Source organism: Salmonella sp. A29-2 (genome assembly GCF_020150755.1).
GTDB classification, from domain to species: domain Bacteria; phylum Pseudomonadota; class Gammaproteobacteria; order Enterobacterales; family Enterobacteriaceae; genus Salmonella; species Salmonella enterica.
This window is the reverse complement of sequence record NZ_CP083731.1, coordinates 404,667-423,843: the sequence shown is the minus strand read 5'-3', so window position 1 is coordinate 423,843 and position 19,177 is coordinate 404,667. Positions and strand designations below refer to the sequence as shown.

Annotated in this window: 19 protein-coding genes; 12 read left to right on the top strand and 7 right to left on the bottom strand. The window is 54.4% G+C overall.

The window, feature by feature from the left end:
• Positions 1-152: 152 nt before the first annotated feature.
• Together K8W53_RS01905 and K8W53_RS01900 are read left to right on the top strand one after the other, a co-directional pair.
• Complete coding sequence (locus K8W53_RS01905) at positions 153-2,060, top strand: ABC transporter ATP-binding protein (RefSeq protein ID WP_000634764.1); 1,908 nt, start codon at positions 153-155, stop codon at positions 2,058-2,060.
• Positions 2,061-2,222: 162 nt separating this feature from the next.
• Positions 2,223-2,444, top strand: a complete 222-nt coding sequence (locus K8W53_RS01900; RefSeq protein ID WP_023224862.1) for a hypothetical protein — start codon at positions 2,223-2,225, stop codon at positions 2,442-2,444.
• A 1-nt stretch (position 2,445) separates the two neighbouring features.
• Here the strand turns inward: K8W53_RS01900 and K8W53_RS01895 are convergent, their stop codons facing one another.
• Positions 2,446-2,757 (bottom strand): monooxygenase, encoded by a 312-nt coding sequence (locus tag K8W53_RS01895; protein ID WP_000047690.1) that lies wholly within the window; start codon positions 2,755-2,757, stop codon positions 2,446-2,448.
• Positions 2,758-2,954: 197 nt separating this feature from the next.
• On the opposite strand from K8W53_RS01895, the gene K8W53_RS01890 reads away from it, so the two are divergent.
• From K8W53_RS01890 to K8W53_RS01880, 3 genes are read left to right on the top strand one after another with little or no spacing between them, the layout of a single operon-like run.
• On the top strand, positions 2,955-4,022 hold the full coding sequence (locus K8W53_RS01890; RefSeq protein ID WP_001214116.1) for a hydrolase: 1,068 nt from the start codon (positions 2,955-2,957) through the stop codon (positions 4,020-4,022).
• Complete coding sequence (locus K8W53_RS01885) at positions 4,019-4,237, top strand: YheU family protein (RefSeq protein WP_000586568.1); 219 nt, start codon at positions 4,019-4,021, stop codon at positions 4,235-4,237. The genes K8W53_RS01890 and K8W53_RS01885 overlap by 4 nt, the downstream gene beginning before the upstream one ends.
• Before the next feature lie 51 nt (positions 4,238-4,288).
• On the top strand, positions 4,289-5,158 hold the full coding sequence (locus tag K8W53_RS01880; protein WP_001274690.1) for a phosphoribulokinase: 870 nt from the start codon (positions 4,289-4,291) through the stop codon (positions 5,156-5,158).
• Between the two features lie 95 nt (positions 5,159-5,253).
• On the opposite strand, the gene K8W53_RS01875 is transcribed toward K8W53_RS01880, so the two are convergent.
• Positions 5,254-5,658, bottom strand: a complete 405-nt coding sequence (locus K8W53_RS01875; RefSeq protein WP_023224863.1) for an OsmC family protein — start codon at positions 5,656-5,658, stop codon at positions 5,254-5,256.
• Between the two features lie 307 nt (positions 5,659-5,965).
• Here K8W53_RS01875 and crp point away from each other — a divergent pair, with 307 nt between their 5' ends.
• Both crp and K8W53_RS01865 read left to right on the top strand, forming a co-directional pair.
• Entirely contained in the window at positions 5,966-6,598 is a 633-nt protein-coding gene (gene crp / locus K8W53_RS01870) for a cAMP-activated global transcriptional regulator CRP (protein WP_000242758.1), read from the top strand.
• A 48-nt stretch (positions 6,599-6,646) separates the two neighbouring features.
• Positions 6,647-8,734, top strand: a complete 2,088-nt coding sequence (locus tag K8W53_RS01865; protein WP_000269312.1) for a YccS/YhfK family putative transporter — start codon at positions 6,647-6,649, stop codon at positions 8,732-8,734.
• 42 nt (positions 8,735-8,776) lie between these two features.
• Here the strand turns inward: K8W53_RS01865 and argD are convergent, their stop codons facing one another.
• From argD to ppiA, 5 genes are all read right to left on the bottom strand, one after another.
• A complete protein-coding gene (gene argD, locus K8W53_RS01860) occupies positions 8,777-9,994 on the bottom strand; it encodes a bifunctional acetylornithine/succinyldiaminopimelate transaminase (protein WP_000190024.1) in 1,218 nt (405 codons plus the stop codon).
• An 85-nt stretch (positions 9,995-10,079) separates the two neighbouring features.
• Complete coding sequence (gene pabA / locus K8W53_RS01855; RefSeq protein WP_000601879.1) at positions 10,080-10,643, bottom strand: aminodeoxychorismate synthase component 2; 564 nt, start codon at positions 10,641-10,643, stop codon at positions 10,080-10,082.
• 31 nt (positions 10,644-10,674) lie between these two features.
• Complete coding sequence (locus K8W53_RS01850; RefSeq protein WP_001280665.1) at positions 10,675-11,277, bottom strand: putative adenosine monophosphate-protein transferase Fic; 603 nt, start codon at positions 11,275-11,277, stop codon at positions 10,675-10,677.
• Positions 11,267-11,434 carry a YhfG family protein gene (locus K8W53_RS01845; RefSeq protein ID WP_001519136.1) on the bottom strand — a complete coding sequence of 56 codons (168 nt, stop codon included), beginning with the start codon at positions 11,432-11,434 and terminating at the stop codon, positions 11,267-11,269. Before K8W53_RS01845 ends, K8W53_RS01850 begins: the two co-directional genes overlap by 11 nt.
• Positions 11,435-11,542: 108 nt before the next feature.
• The gene (gene ppiA / locus K8W53_RS01840) at positions 11,543-12,115 is read right to left on the bottom strand and encodes a peptidylprolyl isomerase A (protein WP_000920478.1); all 573 of its coding nucleotides are present in this window, start codon (positions 12,113-12,115) and stop codon (positions 11,543-11,545) included.
• 276 nt (positions 12,116-12,391) lie between these two features.
• On the opposite strand from ppiA, the gene tsgA reads away from it, so the two are divergent.
• The 5 genes from tsgA to cysG all read left to right on the top strand — a co-directional run bounded on the left by tsgA (position 12,392) and on the right by cysG (position 19,160).
• The gene (tsgA, locus tag K8W53_RS01835) at positions 12,392-13,573 is read left to right on the top strand and encodes an MFS transporter TsgA (protein WP_023224865.1); all 1,182 of its coding nucleotides are present in this window, start codon (positions 12,392-12,394) and stop codon (positions 13,571-13,573) included.
• A gap of 261 nt (positions 13,574-13,834) precedes the next feature.
• Positions 13,835-16,378, top strand: a complete 2,544-nt coding sequence (gene nirB / locus K8W53_RS01830; RefSeq protein ID WP_023224866.1) for an NADPH-nitrite reductase large subunit — start codon at positions 13,835-13,837, stop codon at positions 16,376-16,378.
• Complete coding sequence (nirD, locus tag K8W53_RS01825) at positions 16,375-16,701, top strand: nitrite reductase small subunit NirD (RefSeq protein ID WP_000084817.1); 327 nt, start codon at positions 16,375-16,377, stop codon at positions 16,699-16,701. Before nirB ends, nirD begins: the two co-directional genes overlap by 4 nt.
• A gap of 264 nt (positions 16,702-16,965) precedes the next feature.
• Positions 16,966-17,775, top strand: a complete 810-nt coding sequence (nirC, locus tag K8W53_RS01820) for a nitrite transporter NirC (RefSeq protein ID WP_023205242.1) — start codon at positions 16,966-16,968, stop codon at positions 17,773-17,775.
• A gap of 11 nt (positions 17,776-17,786) precedes the next feature.
• Positions 17,787-19,160 (top strand): siroheme synthase CysG, encoded by a 1,374-nt coding sequence (cysG, locus tag K8W53_RS01815; RefSeq protein ID WP_023224867.1) that lies wholly within the window; start codon positions 17,787-17,789, stop codon positions 19,158-19,160.
• The last annotated feature ends 17 nt before the right edge of the window (positions 19,161-19,177 follow it).

The window sequence follows — 19,177 nt, the reverse complement described above, 5'->3', positions numbered from 1 at the left end:
TGAGAGATATTCTTGTCCCTCACCAAAGGCGGCCTGAATGATTTTGTGTATCGTTGTTGTTTTGAGCTACCATTGCGCTCCAGCGCGGCGGTACGCCCGAATATTACATTATCATAATGATAAATTAACATAGTCTGAACATACGGCGCCTTATGATTGTTTTCTCCTCGTTACAAATTCGTCGCGGCGTGCGCGTCCTACTGGACAATGCCTCGGCTACCATTAATCCAGGCCAGAAAGTCGGCCTGGTGGGTAAAAACGGCTGCGGTAAATCTACCCTGCTGGCATTGCTAAAAAATGAAATCAGCGCCGATGCCGGGAGTTTTACCCTGCCCGGAACCTGGCAATTAGCGTGGGTGAATCAGGAAACACCTGCGTTGCCTCAGCCAGCGATTGAGTATGTCATTGACGGCGACCGTGAATACCGGCAGCTGGAGGCGCAGCTTAACGACGCCAACGAACGTAACGACGGACATGCTATCGCCTCCATACACGGCAAGCTGGACGCCATCGACGCATGGACCGTTCGCTCGCGCGCCGCCAGCCTGCTACACGGCCTCGGCTTCTCTAACGATCAGCTGGAACGTCCGGTCAGCGACTTTTCCGGCGGCTGGCGGATGCGCCTTAACCTGGCCCAGGCGCTGATTTGCCGTTCCGATTTACTGCTGCTCGACGAACCGACCAACCACCTCGATCTGGATGCCGTTATCTGGCTGGAAAAATGGCTGAAGAGCTATCCGGGCACCCTGATTCTGATCTCCCACGATCGCGACTTTCTTGACCCGATAGTGGATAAAATTATCCATATCGAACAGCAGACTCTGTTCGAGTACACCGGCAACTACAGCGCGTTTGAAGTTCAGCGCGCCACGCGCCTGGCGCAACAGCAGGCGATGTATGAGAGTCAGCAGGAGCGTGTGGCGCATCTGCAAAGCTACATCGACCGTTTCCGCGCCAAGGCCACCAAGGCCAAGCAGGCGCAAAGCCGTATCAAGATGCTTGAGCGTATGGAGCTGATTGCGCCGGCTCATGTCGACAACCCGTTCCATTTCAGCTTCCGCGCGCCGGAAAGCCTGCCGAACCCGCTGCTGAAAATGGAAAAAGTCAGCGCAGGTTATGGCGATCGCATCATTCTGGAATCCATCAAGCTGAACCTGGTGCCCGGCTCGCGTATCGGCCTGCTGGGCCGCAACGGCGCGGGGAAATCGACGCTGATCAAGCTGCTGGCGGGCGAACTGGAACCGTTGCACGGTGAAATCGGCCTCGCCAAAGGCATTAAGCTCGGCTACTTCGCCCAGCACCAACTGGAGTTCCTGCGCGCGGATGAATCCCCGCTGCAACATATGGCGCGTCTGGCGCCGCAGGAACTGGAGCAGAAGCTGCGCGACTATCTCGGCGGCTTCGGTTTCCAGGGCGACAAAGTAACGGAAGAGACGCAACGCTTCTCTGGCGGCGAGAAAGCGCGTCTGGTGCTGGCGCTGATCGTCTGGCAACGTCCAAACCTGCTGCTGCTCGATGAACCGACTAACCACCTGGATCTCGACATGCGCCAGGCGCTCACCGAAGCGCTGATTGATTTTGAAGGCGCATTGGTCGTCGTGTCGCATGACCGCCACCTGATTCGCTCCACCACTGACGACCTCTATCTGGTTCACGACAAAAAGGTCGAACCGTTCGACGGCGACCTGGAAGATTATCAGCAGTGGCTGAGCGATGTGCAGAAGCAGGAAAACCAGGCCGACGACGCGCCGAAGGAAAACAACGCCAACAGCGCCCAGTCACGCAAAGATCAGAAGCGTCGCGAAGCCGAGCTACGCACTCTGACACAGCCGCTGCGTAAAGAGATTACCCGTCTGGAAAAAGAGATGGAAAAGCTCAACGCCCAGTTAGCACAGGCGGAAGAGAAGCTCGGCGACAGCAGCCTGTATGACCCAAGCCGTAAAGCGGAGATGACCGAGTGCCTACAACTGCAGGCCAGCGCCAAATCCGGGCTGGAAGCGTGTGAAATGGCATGGCTTGAGGCGCAGGAGCAGCTTGAGCAGATGATGCAGAACGACTAAGAGCCTATCCCATTAGGCTATTTTATTCGCCATTTTAGGGCCGGGCAGTGCTCGAAATCCTCACATACTATGTGTACGCTCCGGTTTCTGCGCGCTGTCCTGCCCCAAACTGGCTTCAACAATTACGCCTGGTGGGATAGGCTCTAACGCACGGGGCGGACGATGAACCTGTCAATTACCGATGACATTACCTTCCGCAAGCTCACCATCTTAATGATGCTTGTGGAGAAGGGCAACATCGCCCGCACCACCGAGGCGCTGCACACGCTGGAAGAGAACGTTCGTGGTCCGCTGTTCGTCCATAAAGGCCTCTTCGGTACTCGCCCCGGTATAAAGATTACCGTTGCGGTCGGCAGCACCGGAACAGAAGCCTGCGTTATGTGATTTAGCGGCAAAGGTTGCCGTGATTTATTTTCGTCAGCGCGTCGTTCACGCCAAATAATGTAAACGTCACCTCATCAACGCCAAGATTTTTCAGACGCGCAGTGTGTTTTTTAATATAAGCCTGCGCCGTTTCTTCGGATTCAAACAAGTAAATGCCGCCAGCTTGCTGGTTTTTCTCGCTTTCTGTCCAGATTTTCCAGATGAAGCCCGGCTCCTCATTGATAGACTCCGCCAGCCCGACCAGTTGCTGAGTCATCTCCTCGCCAAAAGGGCCGCTAAAGTTAAAATGGATCTGTAAAAGTGTTTTCGACATGCCTTCTCCTTGAGTCGCATAACTATCGTGTTGCCACACTACCACGATTAATTCGGCTGATGCAGAGGTTCACGCGATTTCTGTGGGGTATTGCGCGCGCCTTGCATACCGCCCCCGCTGGTGAAATGAGGCGCAATTTTATTTCGCCAGACGACCAATTGAACGTAAAATCACATATTGACTAATCTGTGAACCTTATGCGCGGTATAGTATTGTTTCCAATTATCAATTGTTCTGGTGCTATGGTTGAGATCACGTCCACAGAAATGACCCCGCCTGTCAATGACTCGCATGAATTTATTCCCATGCGTGGCATTCGTAATCGCCATTTACAAACTATGCTGCCGCGCTTAATCCGCCGCAAAGTGAAGTTCAACGCCCACTGGCAGCGGCTGGAGCTACCGGACGGCGATTTTGTCGATCTGGCATGGAGCGAAGAACCGCAACAGGCAAAGCATAAACCGCGGCTGGTGGTCTTTCACGGTCTGGAAGGCAGCCTGAACAGCCCCTATGCCCACGGGCTGATTGAGGCGGCGCAAAAGCGCGGCTGGCTGGGCGTGGTGATGCACTTTCGCGGCTGTAGCGGCGAACCCAACCGTCTGAATCGTATTTACCACTCCGGTGAAACGGAGGACGGAGCCTGGTTTTTACGCTGGCTACAGCGGGAGTTCGGCACCGTTCCGACAGCCGCCGTGGGCTATTCGCTCGGCGGTAATATGCTGGCGTGCCTGCTGGCGAAAGAAGGCCGCGATATTCCCATCGAGGCGGCGGTGATTGTTTCTGCGCCCTTTGTTCTCGAAGCCTGTAGCTACCACATGGACAAAGGGTTTTCCCGCGTCTATCAGCGTTATTTGCTTAATCTGTTAAAAGCGAATGCGTCACGCAAGCTGGCGGCGTATCCCGGGTCGCTGCCGGTGAATCTGGCGCAACTGAAATCAATGCGCCGAATTCGCGAGTTTGACGACCTGATCACCGCGAAAATTCACGGCTTTGCCGACGCCATCGACTACTATCGTCAGTGTAGCGCCATGCCGTTGCTTAACCAGATTGCTAAACCGACGCTGATTATTCACGCTAAAGACGATCCGTTTATGGATCATCATGTGATCCCTAAAGCGGAAGATCTGCCCCCGCAGGTGGAGTATCAGCTGACTGAGCATGGCGGACACGTAGGATTTATCGGCGGTACGCCGCTGCGCCCTGAAATGTGGCTGGAACGCCGAATTCCTGACTGGCTGACAACGTACCTGGAGGCGTCATCATGATCATTCCCTGGCAGGGGCTCGCCCCCGACACGCTGGACAACCTGATCGAAAGCTTTGTGTTGCGCGAAGGCACCGATTATGGTGAACATGAACGTTCGCTTGAACAAAAAGTCGCTGACGTAAAACGCCAACTGCAATCCGGCGAGGCCGTGCTGGTATGGTCTGAATTACATGAAACGGTCAATATTATGCCGAAAAAGCAGTTTCGCGAATAAAACGCCTTTGCCGACAATACATTATTACTAAAGCTCAATCATGGAGTTGCCATGTCAGCCAAACATCCGGTGATAGCAGTAACAGGGTCAAGCGGCGCGGGGACCACCACCACCAGCCTCGCGTTTCGTAAAATTTTCGCGCAGTTAAATCTGCATGCCGCCGAGGTGGAAGGCGACAGTTTTCATCGTTACACCCGCCCGGAAATGGACATGGCGATCCGCAAAGCGCGTGACGCCGGGCGGCATATCAGCTATTTCGGGCCTGAAGCCAATGACTTCAGCCTACTGGAACATACCTTTATTGAGTACGGGCAGACGGGTAAAGGCCAGTCGCGTAAATATCTGCATACCTATGATGAAGCCGTACCGTGGAATCAGGTTCCCGGCACGTTTACGCCGTGGCAGCCGCTTCCCGAACCGACCGATGTGCTGTTTTATGAAGGACTGCACGGCGGCGTCGTCACCCCGCAACATGATGTCGCGCGTCATGTTGATCTGTTGGTTGGCGTGGTGCCTATCGTCAACCTCGAGTGGATTCAGAAACTGATTCGCGACACCAGCGAGCGCGGACACTCCCGTGAAGCGGTGATGGATTCCGTGGTGCGTTCCATGGACGACTACATCAATTACATTACGCCGCAGTTCTCGCGTACCCATATTAACTTCCAGCGCGTGCCGACCGTCGATACATCCAATCCGTTCGCCGCAAAGGGTATTCCCTCGCTGGATGAGAGTTTTGTGGTGATCCATTTCCGCAACCTGGAAGGGATCGATTTTCCCTGGCTCCTGGCGATGCTCCAGGGCTCGTTCATTTCTCACATTAATACATTAGTGGTGCCGGGCGGCAAAATGGGGCTGGCGATGGAGCTGATTATGTTGCCGCTGGTGCAGCGATTAATGGAAGGCAAAAAAATCGAATAACCGCGGTGAAATGCCCGATGGCGCTACGCTTATCGGGCCTACGAGATAAAAACGGGTAGGCCGGATAAGGCCACGCCGCCATCCGGCATCACGTGTTACGCCGCAATCACTTCATACGAATGGGTAATATTGACCGCTTTTTCCAGCATTAGCGCCACCGAGCAATATTTTTCCGCGGAGAGATCGACAGCGCGCACAACGGCAGCCTCTTTCAGATCGCTGCCGGTAACGATAAAATGCAAATTAATGTGCGTAAACAGGCGCGGCGCGTCTTCCCGGCGCTCGGATGTCAGCTTCACTTCGCAGTTGGTGACATTCTGACGGCCCTTTTGCAGGATTGATACCACATCAATAGCGCTACATCCGCCAGCCGCCATTAATACCATCTCCATCGGACTCGGCGCTTTGTCACCGGAGTTGCCATCCATTAAAATCTGGTGGCCGGAGGAGGACTCTCCGAGGAACGTGAGCCCTTCAACCCACTTTACACGCGCTTGCATATTTCGTAACTCCAATGTTTCAATTTTCCTGAAAGATTACGCGCATACAACAAAAGTCGCAATGGAAGGCGACCTGGGTCATGCTGAAGCGAGACACCAGGAGACACACGGCGAAAGCTATGCTAAAACAGACAAGATGCTACAGTAATACATTGACGTACTGCATGTATGCAGAGGACATCACATTACAGGCTACAATCTATTTTCGTAGCCCCCTTCCCAGGTAGCGGGAAGTATATTTTTGCAACCCCAGAGACAGTGCCGTTTTCTGGCTCTGGAGACAGCTTATAACAGAGGATAACCGCGCATGGTGCTTGGCAAACCGCAAACAGACCCGACTCTTGAATGGTTCTTGTCTCATTGCCACATTCATAAGTACCCGTCAAAGAGCACGCTGATTCACCAGGGTGAAAAAGCAGAAACGCTGTACTACATCGTTAAAGGCTCCGTGGCAGTGCTGATCAAAGATGAAGAAGGGAAAGAAATGATCCTTTCTTATCTGAATCAGGGTGATTTTATTGGTGAACTGGGCCTGTTTGAAGAAGGCCAGGAACGCAGCGCCTGGGTACGTGCGAAAACCGCATGTGAGGTCGCTGAAATTTCCTACAAAAAATTTCGCCAATTAATCCAGGTCAACCCGGATATTCTGATGCGCCTCTCTTCCCAGATGGCTCGTCGCTTACAAGTCACCTCTGAAAAAGTAGGTAACCTCGCCTTCCTTGACGTCACCGGGCGTATCGCTCAGACGCTGCTGAATCTGGCGAAACAGCCCGATGCCATGACGCACCCGGATGGGATGCAGATCAAAATCACCCGTCAGGAAATCGGCCAGATCGTCGGCTGCTCCCGCGAAACCGTTGGTCGTATTTTGAAAATGCTGGAAGATCAAAACCTGATCTCCGCGCATGGCAAGACCATCGTCGTCTACGGCACCCGTTAATTCCGTCAGAATGGCGCGTTTTATCATGCGCCATTTTTGTTTGCATCGATGTGGCGAAGACTGATTTATCACCCAGAGATTAATTACGCACTACGGCAAACGCTGGTGCTGTGCCTGCCTGTGGCTGTTGGTTTATTGATAGGCCAGCTACACCTGGGCTTGCTTTTCTCTCTCGTTCCCGCCTGCTGCAACATTGCAGGTCTGGATACCCCGCACAAACGCTTTTTTAAACGCCTGATCATCGGCGCGTCGCTGTTCGCCGGATGCAGTCTGGTAACGCAACTTCTGCTGGCGGAATCCATCCCCCTGCCGTTGATCCTGACCGGGCTCACGCTGGTGCTTGGCGTGACGGCGGAAATTAGCCCGCTTCACGCGCGGTTACTGCCAGCATCGCTGATTGCCGCCATCTTTACCCTGAGCCTTGCGGGATACATGCCCGTCTGGGAGCCGCTGCTCATTTATGCGCTGGGCACGCTATGGTACGGCGTGTTTAACTGGTTTTGGTTCTGGCTATGGCGCGAACAGCCGCTGCGCGAGTCATTGAGTTTGTTATACCGTGAACTGGCCGATTATTGCGAAGCGAAATACAGCCTGCTCACCCAACATATCGATCCGGAAAAAGCGCTGCCTCCCCTGCTGATACGCCAGCAAAAAGCGGTCGATCTTATTACCCAGTGTTACCAACAGATGCATATGCTTTCGGCGCACAACAATAATGATTACAAGCGCCTGTTGCGGGCTTTTCAGGAAGCGATGGATTTGCAGGAGCACATCTCCGTCAGCCTGCATCAGCCGGAAGAGGTACAGAAACTGGTAGAACGCAGCCATGCGGAAGAGGTGATTCGCTGGAATGCGCAAACGGTCGCCGCCCGTCTGCGCGTGCTGGCGGATGACATTCTTTATCATCGTCTGCCGACGCGTTTCTCCATGGAAAAACAGATTGGCGCTCTGGAGAAGATCGCTAATCAGCATCCTGAAAATCCGGTAGGCCAGTTCTGCTATTGGCACTTCAGTCGAATCGCCCGTGTGCTGCGTACTCAGCGGCCGCTGTACGCCCGCGACCTGATGGCCGATAAACAGCGTCGTCTGCCGCTACTTCCGGCGCTGAAAAATTATATGTCTCTAAAATCGCCGGCGCTACGCAACGCCGGACGCATCAGCGTGATGATGAGCATCGCCAGTCTGATGGGCAGCGCGTTGCACCTGCCTAAACCGTACTGGATCCTCATGACGGTGCTGTTTGTCACCCAAAACGGCTATGGCGCGACGCGCGTACGTATTCTGCACCGTTCGGTCGGAACGCTGGTCGGCCTGGTGATTGCCGGCGTCACGCTGCACTTACATATTCCCGAAAGCATTACGCTGGCGGTCATGCTGGTACTAACGCTGGCAAGTTATCTGATTATTCGTAAAAACTACGGCTGGGCGACGGTCGGCTTTACGGTGACGGCGGTATACACCATCCAGTTACTGACGTTAAACGGAGAACAGTTTATTGTGCCGAGGCTGATCGATACGCTGATTGGCTGTTTAATTGCCTTTGGCGGCATGGTCTGGCTGTGGCCGCAATGGCAAAGCGGGCTATTACGTAAAAACGCCCATGATGCGCTGGAAGCCGATCAAGAAGCTATCCGACTGATCCTCAGTAACGATCCGCAGGCCACCCCGCTCGCTTATCAAAGAATGCGGGTCAACCAGGCGCATAACACGTTATTCAACTCGTTAAATCAGGCAATGCAGGAACCCGGATTCAATACCCACTATCTGTCGGATATGAAACTGTGGGTCACGCACAGCCAGTTTATTGTCGAGCATATCAACGCTATGACGACGCTGGCGCGGGAACACACCATGCTGACGCCGGATCTGGCGCAGCGCTATCTGGAATCTTGCGAGATTGCGATTCAGCGCTGCCAGCAGCGCCTGGAGTACGACAGGCCAGGCGGCTCCGGCGATGTCAATATTCTGGAGTCGCCGGACATGCCGTCACATGGCTTATTGAGCACTCTGGAACAACATTTACAGCGCATCATTGGCCATCTGAACACCATGCACACCATTTCGTCGATGGCCTGGCGTCAGCGTCCGCATCACGGTATCTGGCTGAGTAAGCGGCTACGGGATACAAAAAGTTAAGACCGACTGCCGGATGCGCTACGCTTATCCGGCAATCCGCCATCAGGCCACCACCTTCCCTACCGCCTGCGCAAAGCGCTGCATTCCTTCATTGATATCCGCCTCTTCCACCACCAGCGACGGGGCAAAACGCATCACGTCGGCTCCGGCATTGAGCACCATCACGCCGGCCTCCGCGCCTGCGTACAGAAAATCACGCGCCCGACCTTTGTACTTCGGCTTCAGTTCCGCGCCAATCAGCAGCCCCATGCCGCGAATATCGCTGAAAATGTCAAATTGCTCGTCAATCGCCTGCAAATGTTGCACAAACTGTTGCCGCTTAGTGTGAATGCCTTGTAGTACCTCTGGCGTATTAATAATATCGAATGCCGCGCCAGCCACCGCACAGGCCAGCGGATTACCGCCATAGGTTGAACCATGCGAACCGACATGGAAGGCCGAGGCTATTTCCTGCGTGGTCAGCATGGCGCTCACCGGAAAACCGCCGCCTAACGCTTTGGCGCTGGTGAGGATATCCGGCGTGACGCCGTAGTGCATATAGGCAAACAGGTCTCCGGTGCGCCCCATCCCGCACTGTACTTCATCAAACACCAGCAACGCCTGATGCTCGTCACACAGGTCGCGTAACCCTTTGAGGAATTCCGGTGTAGCCGCCTGCACGCCGCCTTCACCCTGAATCGGCTCGACCACCACCGCGCAGGTGTGGTCATCCATTACCGCTTTCACCGCATGAAGATCGTTGAAGGGAACGTGAATAATATCGGCGGGTTTTGGCCCAAAGCCGTCGGAATATTTCGGCTGCCCGCCTACAGAGACGGTAAACAAGGAACGGCCATGAAAGGCGTTATGGAAGGCAATGATTTTCGTTTTGAACGGGCTATGGCGCACGCAGGCATAATGACGCGCCAGTTTAAAAGCGGTTTCGTTCGCTTCGGTGCCGGAATTCATAAACAGCACGCGCTCGGCAAACGTGGCGTCGATCAGTTTACGTCCCAGACGCAACGCCGGTTCATTGGTAAAAACGTTACTGGTATGCCACAAGGTTTCCCCCTGGGATTTCAGCGCCTCGACCAGTGCCGGATGGCAATGGCCCAGCGCAGTCACTGCAATCCCGCCGGCGAAATCGATATACTCTTTGCCCTGCTGATCCCATACGCGGCTGCCTTTACCTTTGACCGGAATAAAGTCCGCCGGTGCATAAACAGGCAGAATTACCTCATCAAAAGTTGCGCGCGTAATAGCCGTTTGTTCAGTTGCCATATCATTACCACCCGGTTAAGTAGAAATGCCAGTGAAATTATAATCACAAAATATGAATAAAAAATCACTCAATAGCAACCACAAATCAACGCCGGAGGAAATTTTCCAGCAGAGCGTGTCCTTGTTCGCTGAGAATACTTTCCGGGTGGAACTGCACGCCTTCCAGATCCCACTCGCGGTGGCGAATGCCCATAATCTCCTGCGTTTCGCTCCAGGCGGTGATCTCAAAACACTCAGGCAACGTGGCAGGGTCGACAATCAGCGAGTGGTAACGTGTCACGGTTAACGGGCTGGGCAATCCCCGAAACACGCCCTGTCCATTATGCGTAACAGGTGACGTTTTACCGTGCATCACTTTCGCTGCCCGCACCACCGACGCGCCAAAGGCCTGCGCCATCGCCTGATGACCCAGGCAAACGCCCAGCATCGGAATACGTCCGGCATAATGGCGGATGACCGCCAGTGAAATGCCAGCGTCATTCGGCGTACAGGGGCCAGGAGAGATAACGATTTTTTGCGGGTTCAAAGCGTCAATGTGCGCCAGCGTCAGCGCATCATTGCGCCGGACCTGCACTTCCGCGCCCAGTTCACAAAAATACTGGTAGAGGTTCCAGGTAAAGGAATCATAGTTATCGATAAGCAGGATCATGGCGGCTCCGGGTCAGTAGAACCGCACTATTTTACTCAGTTTCGCGAGCTTCGCTTATCGCTTTCTGAAAAATCGCCTGCAAAGCGGAGAGATCGCCCATCGCGCCGCTCTGGTTCGCCTGCTTCCATGTTTCAACCGCAATACCTTGCCAACTCAGCGCGTAGCCTGCATGTAACGCCAGCTGTTCAAAGAAGATGCGCTGCGCCAGCCCGCTCCCCAAACGAAACGGATGAAGCACGTTAATTTCACAGTAGTAATGCGCCAGCCGCTCGACAAACTTCTCGTGCGCCAGACCGACCAGATAGCCCTCTTCTTCCAGATCCTGCATCAGAGCGTTGCCCTCTTTTTCGATATAGGCAAAGTGGCAGAAACGGGTATCGCCCTGGTAAATATCGACCTCCCGCAGTTGTCCTGCCCAGTCGAAAATATCCTGATAGAGCTGGCGATGAATCGCGCACAGATGAGGCAAGCCGCGTATCAGCGGCCCCAGTTCAATCGTGGCGGCACGAAGCGCGGTCATTTCATATGCCGCTTGCGCCAGTCGCTGGGCCTGATGAATCCCCAGCCGATTACGCATCACATTCAGCCCCGGATAGAGGTACGGATCGCGCCCTTCGCCAAATTTATCGCTCATAGTGCCTCCGAAGCTCGTCAAGACGTGCCAGCGCTTCATCGGCGGTCAGAGTTACTAAGGGGATCTCAATACCTTCGAGACGGCGGCTTTGCTGGAAGTTAACGTTGCGCCGCTGTTCCCAAAAGCGTGACTTTTGTTTATCGGTAAGTTTCTTCACCGGGCCTCCCTGAATATGTCTGTGCTTGACCACAAGTATAAGCAGCAATTTCAGGTTACGCTGAGACAGGGAGAAAACGCGGGCGGCTCGCGCCCGCGCAGGCATGTTTTATGGCAGGACTTTCGCGGAAAGGATAACGACTGGTTTTGTCGGCACATTCTGATAAGGCCCGACATCGTGCGTCGGTACCTGTGAGATTTTATCGGCGACATCCATACCTTTTACCACTTTACCAAATACCGCATAGCCAAAGTCGCGCTGGCCGTGGTCGAGAAAAGCGTTATCCGCGACGTTAATAAAGAACTGGCTGGTGGCGCTGTCTTTATCTGCGGTGCGCGCCATCGCGATCGTGCCGCGAGTATTACGCAGACCGTTGTCGGCTTCATTCTTAATCGGCGGATTCGGTTTCTTCTGCTGCATCTGCTCGTTAAAACCACCGCCCTGAATCATAAAGCCAGGAATAACGCGGTGAAACGTAGTGTTGTTATAGAAACCACTGTTGACGTAATCGACAAAGTTTTTCACAGAAACCGGCGCTTTCTGGCTGTTCAGCTCCAGCTCAATATTCCCGGCGGAGGTGGTTAACAGCACATGAGGATCGCCTTTTGCTGCCAACGCTGCGGGAGAAAGAGCAGAAAGAGCGAAAACAGCTGCGACAGCCGCCAGAGTCGATTTGAGCATGAGATTTCCTTAAAGAGAGCAGAAATAAAGCAAGTGGAATGATTTTAAAGAGCCTTCCTGGGCCAGGCCAGCCCTTTACCTAATTTTACGTATATGAAACAAATGTAACGTTACGACGCAACGCCGTATTCTTGCAATATGATGTGACAAACATCACATTAAAAAATGTAATGAACATTACTATCACTAATAATTATTTAAATGCATCACAAAAGCGCCTAAAATCTGCCCGCTTAACGCGCCCTCCACGCGCTTCACTTCTCTTCAAGGCCAGACATGACTAACAGCAACCGCATCAAGCTCACATGGATCAGCTTTCTTTCCTACGCCCTGACCGGGGCGCTGGTGATTGTCACCGGGATGGTGATGGGAAATATCGCAGACTATTTTCAGCTGCCCGTTTCCAGCATGAGTAACACCTTTACTTTCCTGAACGCCGGGATTTTGATCTCGATCTTCCTCAATGCGTGGTTGATGGAAATCATCCCGCTGAAAACACAGCTACGCTTTGGTTTTATCCTGATGGTGCTGGCGGTGGCCGGGCTGATGTTCAGCCACAGCCTGGCGTTGTTCTCAGCGGCGATGTTTGTGCTGGGGCTGGTCAGCGGGATCACCATGTCGATTGGCACCTTCCTGATTACGCAACTGTATGAAGGGCGTCAGCGCGGTTCCCGACTGCTGTTTACCGACTCCTTCTTCAGCATGGCGGGGATGATTTTTCCTATGGTCGCCGCCTTCCTGCTGGCGCGTAGTATTGAGTGGTACTGGGTCTACGCCTGTATCGGCCTGGTCTACCTGGCGATTTTCATCCTGACCTTCGGCTGTGAATTTCCGGCGCTGGGTAAACATGCGCAGCACTCTCAGGCGCCTGTCGTCAAAGAAAAATGGGGCATTGGCGTACTGTTTCTCGCCGTCGCCGCGCTGTGCTATATCCTTGGCCAGTTGGGCTTTATCTCCTGGGTGCCGGAATACGCCAAAGGCCTCGGCATGAGCCTGAATGACGCCGGGGCGCTGGTGAGTGATTTCTGGATGTCCTATATGTTTGGCATGTGGGCGTTCAGCTTTATCCTGCGCTTTTTCGATCTGCAACGCATTCTGACCGTACTGGCGGGTATGGCGGCGGTACTGATGTATCTGTTTATTACCGGCACGCAGGCGCATATGCCGTGGTTTATTCTGACGCTGGGCTTCTTCTCCAGCGCCATTTATACCTCCATCATTACGCTGGGATCGCAGCAAACGAAAGTGGCCTCGCCTAAGCTGGTTAACTTTATTCTGACCTGCGGCACTATCGGAACGATGCTGACCTTCGTCGTCACCGGCCCGATTGTGGCGCACAGCGGTCCACAGGCGGCGCTACTCACCGCGAATGGCCTGTATGCGGTGGTCTTTGTGATGTGCTTTGTGCTCGGCTTTGTGTCCCGTCATCGCCAACATAGCGCGCCGGCTACGCATTGATAATCCTTGCCGGATGGCGACGTCGCCCTCCGGCACTCTATCCCCCTCCTGACGAGGTAGGCCTGTTGGTCTAAAAACCCCTCATTTTGTATGTTATTTGTACAAACCTGAAAAGCCTGACAATTCCGCCACTTATAAAAATCCAGACAAATCAGCTATATACCCATTAAGAGGTATATAAAGGTGAATTTGATTTACATCAATAAGCGGGGTTGCTGAATCGTTAAGGTAGGCGGTAATAGAAAAGAAATCGAGGCAAAAATGAGCAAAGTCAGACTCGCTATTATCGGTAATGGTATGGTCGGCCACCGCTTTATTGAGGATCTCCTTGATAAATCCGACGCTAGCCTGTTCGACATTACCGTGTTCTGTGAAGAACCCCGTAAAGCCTATGACCGTGTCCACCTGTCATCCTACTTCTCTCACCACACCGCGGAAGAGCTCTCTCTGGTGCGTGAAGGATTTTACGAGAAGCACGGCGTGAAGGTACTGGTTGGCGAACGCGCAATTACCATTAACCGTCAGGAGAAAGTGATTCACTCCAGCGCGGGTCGTACCGTTTATTATGACAAGCTGATCATGGCGACCGGTTCCTATCCGTGGATTCCGCCGATTAAAGGCTCCGAAACCCAGGATTGCTTCGTTTACCGTACCATTGAAGACCTCAACGCTATCGAAGCCTGCGCCCGTCGCAGCAAACGCGGGGCGGTGGTCGGCGGCGGTCTGCTGGGGCTGGAAGCCGCTGGCGCGCTGAAAAACCTCGGCGTGGAAACGCACGTCATTGAATTTGCGCCAATGCTGATGGCGGAACAGCTCGATCAGATGGGCGGCGAGCAGCTACGTCGCAAGATCGAAAGCATGGGCGTGCGTGTACACACCAGTAAAAACACGCAAGAGATTGTTCAGCAGGGTAACGAAGCGCGTAAGACTATGCGTTTTGCCGACGGCAGCGAGCTGGAAGTCGATTTTATCGTCTTCTCTACCGGTATTCGCCCCCGCGACAAGCTGGCTACCCAGTGTGGTCTGGCCGTCGCGCAGCGCGGCGGTATCGTGATTAACGACACCTGCCAGACGTCCGACCCGGATATCTACGCTATCGGCGAGTGCGCCAGTTGGAACAACCGCGTTTACGGTCTGGTCGCACCAGGCTATAAAATGGCCCAGGTCGCCGTTGACCATATCCTCGGCAGTGCAAACGCCTTTGAAGGCGCGGATCTCAGCGCCAAACTGAAGCTGCTGGGCGTGGACGTCGGCGGCATCGGCGACGCGCATGGCCGCACGCCGGGCGCGCGTAGCTACGTTTACCTCGATGAAAGCAAAGAAGTCTACAAACGTCTTATTGTCAGCGAAGATAACAAAACGCTGCTCGGCGCAGTACTGGTCGGTGACACCAGCGATTACGGCAATTTGCTGCAACTGGTACTGAATGCCATCGAACTGCCGGAAAACCCGGATTCACTGATCCTGCCGTCGCACGCGAGCAGTGGTAAACCCGCTATCGGCGTGGATAAACTGCCGGACAGCGCGCAGATCTGCTCCTGCTTCGATGTGACTAAAGGCGATCTGATCGCCGCTATCAATAAAGGCTGCCATACCGTGGCGGCGCTGAAAGCGGAAACCAAAGCCGGAACCGGCTGCGGCGGCTGCATCCCGCTGGTGACGCAGGTACTGAACGCCGAACTGGCGAAACAGGGTATTGAAGTCAACAACAACCTGTGCGAGCACTTTGCTTATTCTCGTCAGGAACTGTTCCACTTAATCCGCGTGGAAGGTATCAAAACCTTTGAAGAACTGCTGGCGAAACACGGTAAAGGCTACGGCTGCGAAGTGTGTAAGCCGACCGTCGGTTCGCTGCTGGCGTCGTGCTGGAACGAATACATCCTCAAACCGCAGCACACGCCGCTACAGGATACTAACGATAACTTCCTGGCGAATATCCAGAAAGACGGCACCTACTCGGTGATCCCGCGCTCGGCGGGCGGTGAAATCACCCCGGAAGGTCTGGTGGCCGTGGGGCGTATCGCCCGCGAGTTTAACCTCTATACCAAAATCACCGGTTCTCAGCGTATCGGTCTGTTTGGCGCGCAAAAAGACGATCTGCCGGAAATCTGGCGTCAACTGATTGAAGCCGGTTTCGAAACCGGTCACGCGTATGCCAAAGCGCTGCGGATGGCGAAAACCTGCGTCGGCAGCACCTGGTGCCGCTACGGCGTGGGCGACAGCGTCGGTTTCGGCGTCGAGCTGGAAAACCGCTACAAAGGCATTCGTACCCCGCACAAAATGAAATTCGGCGTCTCCGGCTGTACCCGTGAATGTGCGGAAGCGCAGGGTAAAGATGTCGGTATCATCGCGACAGAAAAAGGCTGGAACCTGTACGTCTGCGGTAACGGCGGCATGAAACCGCGTCATGCGGATCTGCTGGCAGCCGATCTCGATCGCGACACGCTGATCAAGTACCTCGACCGCTTTATGATGTTCTACATCCGTACTGCCGATAAGCTGACCCGTACCGCGCCGTGGTTAGATAACCTGGAAGGCGGCATCGACTATCTGAAATCGGTCATCATCGACGATAAGCTGGGCCTGAACGAACATCTGGAAGAAGAGATGGCGCGCCTGCGCGCAGCGGTGGTCTGCGAGTGGACGGAGACCGTCAACACGCCAGCGGCGCAGGTTCGTTTCAAACACTTCATCAACAGCGACAAGCGCGACCCAAATGTCCAGGTCGTCCCGGAACGTGAACAGCATCGACCGGCCACGCCGTATGAACGTATCCCGGTCACTCTGGTGGAGGAAAACGCATGAGCCAGTGGCAAAACATCTGCAAAATCGATGACATCCTGCCGGGAACCGGCGTCTGCGCGCTGTCAGGCGGCGAACAGGTGGCGATTTTCCGTCCTTACCATAGCGATCAGGTGTTCGCGATCAGCAACATCGACCCGTTCTTTGAGGCCAGCGTGCTGTCTCGTGGACTGATTGCGGAACACCAGGGCGAACTGTGGGTCGCCAGCCCGTTGAAAAAGCAGCGCTTTCGTTTAAGCGACGGGCTGTGCATGGAAGATGAGCAGTTCTCTGTGAAACAGTACGACGCGCGGGTAAAAGACGGCGTGGTGCAGTTGCGCGGTTAATTATTTTTGGGAGGCGCAACGCCTCCCCTTTTTTGTATTTTTTTCATTTTAATTGTTATCACAAAATCATTTGTACTGCATCGCGGCGGCAACTGAGCAACAAATTCGTCAGGAACGAATTTGAACAGCCGCTGGCTGCCTTCGGTGAGGGACAAGGATGTCCCTCATTAATCCCCAGGAGCATAGTTCACTATGTGACTGGGGTGAGCGAGGGCAGCCAACAAAGAGGCAGTGCAAAGGATGAAGTGAGAAAAGGATAATCAAATGTTTACAGACACTATTAATAAGTGTGCGGCTAACGCTACACGCATCGCACGCCTGTCGGCGAATAATCCGCTCGGCTTCTGGGTCAGTTCAGCAATGGCCGGGGCTTATGTCGGTCTCGGCATCATTCTTATTTTCACCCTCGGCAATCTGCTCGACCCGTCCGTGCGTCCTTTGGTGATGGGAGCCACCTTCGGTATCGCCTTAACGCTGGTCATCATCGCCGGTTCCGAACTGTTTACCGGCCACACCATGTTCCTGACGCTGGGCGTCAAAGCAGGCACCATCAGCCACGGTCAAATGTGGGCTATCCTGCCGCAAACCTGGCTCGGCAACCTGGTCGGTTCCGTCTTTGTCGCCCTGCTTTACAGCTGGGGCGGCGGCAGTTTGTTGCCGGTCGATACCAGCATCGTTCACTCAGTCGCGCTGGCAAAAACCACCGCGCCCGCCACGGTACTGTTCTTCAAAGGCGCGCTGTGTAACTGGCTGGTTTGTCTGGCAATCTGGATGGCGATCCGCACCGAAGGCACGGCAAAATTTCTTGCTATCTGGTGGTGTCTGCTGGCGTTTATCGCTTCCGGCTACGAGCACTCCGTCGCGAATATGACGCTGTTTGCCCTCTCCTGGTTTGGTCATCACAGCGACGCCTATACCCTGTCCGGAATCGGACACAACCTGTTATGGGTCACTCTGGGTAATACTTTGTCCGGCGTCGTGTTCATGGGATTGGGTTATTGGTATGCTACGCCGAAATCGGAGCGTCCTGTTCCGCAAAAAACCAACCAAATTAAGGTTACAGCCAACCATTAAGGGGTAATGTCGTGGACCATTTGCCTATATTTTGTCAATTACGCGACCGCGACTGTCTGATCGTCGGCGGTGGCGATGTCGCAGAACGCAAAGCACGGTTATTGCTGGAAGCAGGCGCACGTTTAACGGTCAATGCGCTGAACTTTATTCCACAGTTCACCGTATGGGCAAATGAAGGCATGTTGACTCTGGTTGAGGGGCCGTTCGACGAAACGCTTCTCGACTCGTGTTGGCTGGCGATCGCGGCCACTGACGACGATACCGTCAACCAGCGCGTCAGCGACGCGGCGGAGTCACGCCGTATCTTCTGCAACGTGGTGGATGCGCCGAAAGCCGCCAGCTTTATCATGCCCTCCATTATTGACCGCTCGCCGCTGATGGTCGCCGTCTCCTCGGGCGGCACTTCCCCGGTGCTGGCGCGTCTGCTGCGCGAGAAGCTGGAATCGCTGCTGCCGCAGCATCTGGGGCAGGTCGCGCGCTATGCCGGACAACTCCGCGCCCGAGTGAAAAAGCAGTTTGCCACGATGGGCGAACGTCGTCGCTTCTGGGAAAAATTTTTCGTCAATGACCGGCTGGCGCAGTCGCTGGCGAATGCCGATGAGAAAGCGGTTAACGCGACAACCGAACGCCTGTTTAGCGAACCGCTGGATCACCGTGGCGAAGTCGTGCTGGTCGGCGCCGGGCCGGGTGATGTCGGACTGCTGACGCTGAAAGGGTTACAACAAATCCAACAGGCGGATATCGTGGTTTACGATCGCCTCGTCTCCGACGACATTATGAACCTGGTACGCCGCGATGCCGATCGGGTCTTTGTGGGGAAACGCGCGGGTTACCACTGCGTCCCACAGGAAGAAATCAACCAGATCCTGCTGCGTGAAGCGCAAAAAGGTAAACGCGTGGTACGCCTGAAAGGCGGCGATCCCTTTATCTTTGGTCGCGGCGGCGAAGAGCTGGAAACGCTGTGTCATGCCGGTATTCCTTTCTCGGTAGTGCCGGGGATTACCGCGGCTTCCGGCTGCTCCGCCTACTCCGGTATTCCGCTAACTCATCGCGATTACGCCCAGAGCGTACGTCTGGTCACGGGTCACCTGAAAACCGGCGGCGAGCTGGACTGGGAAAACCTGGCGGCAGAAAAACAGACGCTGGTGTTCTACATGGGGCTGAATCAGGCAGCGACTATCCAGGAAAAACTGATCGCATTCGGTATGCAGGCCGATATGCCGGTTGCGCTGGTAGAAAACGGTACCTCCGTGAAGCAACGCGTCGTCCACGGTGTGCTGACGCAGCTTGGTGAATTAGCGCAACAGGTTGAAAGCCCGGCGCTGATTATCGTTGGCCGGGTCGTTGGCTTACGCGATAAATTAAATTGGTTCTCTAATTATTAATTAAAATAAAGCCCTGA

Bases quoted from the DNA above. Each gene is read 5' to 3' on its own strand.
- K8W53_RS01905 (WP_000634764.1), top strand. From the start codon at position 153: ATGATTGTTTTCTCCTCGTTACAAATTCGTCGCGGCGTGCGCGTCCTA.
- K8W53_RS01900 (WP_023224862.1), top strand. From the start codon at position 2,223: ATGAACCTGTCAATTACCGATGACATTACCTTCCGCAAGCTCACCATC.
- K8W53_RS01895 (WP_000047690.1), bottom strand. From the start codon at position 2,757: ATGTCGAAAACACTTTTACAGATCCATTTTAACTTTAGCGGCCCTTTT.
- K8W53_RS01890 (WP_001214116.1), top strand. From the start codon at position 2,955: ATGCGCGGTATAGTATTGTTTCCAATTATCAATTGTTCTGGTGCTATG.
- K8W53_RS01885 (WP_000586568.1), top strand. From the start codon at position 4,019: ATGATCATTCCCTGGCAGGGGCTCGCCCCCGACACGCTGGACAACCTG.
- K8W53_RS01880 (WP_001274690.1), top strand. From the start codon at position 4,289: ATGTCAGCCAAACATCCGGTGATAGCAGTAACAGGGTCAAGCGGCGCG.
- K8W53_RS01875 (WP_023224863.1), bottom strand. From the start codon at position 5,658: ATGCAAGCGCGTGTAAAGTGGGTTGAAGGGCTCACGTTCCTCGGAGAG.
- crp (WP_000242758.1), top strand. From the start codon at position 5,966: ATGGTGCTTGGCAAACCGCAAACAGACCCGACTCTTGAATGGTTCTTG.
- K8W53_RS01865 (WP_000269312.1), top strand. From the start codon at position 6,647: ATGTGGCGAAGACTGATTTATCACCCAGAGATTAATTACGCACTACGG.
- argD (WP_000190024.1), bottom strand. From the start codon at position 9,994: ATGGCAACTGAACAAACGGCTATTACGCGCGCAACTTTTGATGAGGTA.
- pabA (WP_000601879.1), bottom strand. From the start codon at position 10,643: ATGATCCTGCTTATCGATAACTATGATTCCTTTACCTGGAACCTCTAC.
- K8W53_RS01850 (WP_001280665.1), bottom strand. From the start codon at position 11,277: ATGAGCGATAAATTTGGCGAAGGGCGCGATCCGTACCTCTATCCGGGG.
- ppiA (WP_000920478.1), bottom strand. From the start codon at position 12,115: ATGCTCAAATCGACTCTGGCGGCTGTCGCAGCTGTTTTCGCTCTTTCT.
- tsgA (WP_023224865.1), top strand. From the start codon at position 12,392: ATGACTAACAGCAACCGCATCAAGCTCACATGGATCAGCTTTCTTTCC.
- nirB (WP_023224866.1), top strand. From the start codon at position 13,835: ATGAGCAAAGTCAGACTCGCTATTATCGGTAATGGTATGGTCGGCCAC.
- nirD (WP_000084817.1), top strand. From the start codon at position 16,375: ATGAGCCAGTGGCAAAACATCTGCAAAATCGATGACATCCTGCCGGGA.
- nirC (WP_023205242.1), top strand. From the start codon at position 16,966: ATGTTTACAGACACTATTAATAAGTGTGCGGCTAACGCTACACGCATC.